The organism is Sphingomonas panaciterrae, assembly GCF_036890205.1.
Classification (GTDB): Bacteria; Pseudomonadota; Alphaproteobacteria; order Sphingomonadales; family Sphingomonadaceae; genus Sphingomonas; species Sphingomonas panaciterrae.
The window spans coordinates 1-380 of the sequence record NZ_JAKNQR010000042.1 but is presented as its reverse complement, the minus strand read 5'-3'; the positions used below and the strand labels follow the sequence as shown (position 1 = coordinate 380).

Below are 380 nucleotides of genomic sequence, written 5' to 3'. Positions count from 1 at the left end.
CTATGACGTGCGCACCTTCGAGGTCCGGCTGCATCCGGTTACGCCGATTGCAAAGTTGCGCCCGGGAATGAGCGTCCTGTTCGACTGGCCGCAATGAACGCGTTCCGGCAGGCTCTCACGCTTGAGCTGCGTCATCTTCGTCACGAATACTGGGACCTGGCGGGGCTGACTCTGGTGCCCGGCATCCTGATCTTCATCGTCGCCGCCACCTTCTGGCAGGGGCCGATGCGTCAGCTGCCGCTGGCCGTTGTGGATAGTGACGGCAGCACCGCTAGCCGGGCCATCATCCGCGCGCTCGACGCATCACCGCTCGTTCATCTCACGGGGCTCTATCCGGGCGAGGTCGAGGCCGTTCGTGCGGTCCGCGCGGGCAACGTCAT

The 380-nt window shown here is 65.0% G+C and carries 1 protein-coding gene; it reads left to right on the top strand.

The window, feature by feature from the left end:
* Positions 1 to 93 precede the first annotated feature (93 nt).
* Positions 94 to 380 (top strand): ABC transporter permease (locus L8F96_RS18570; RefSeq protein ID WP_334657027.1); only part of this gene is annotated, 287 nt, incomplete at its 3' end.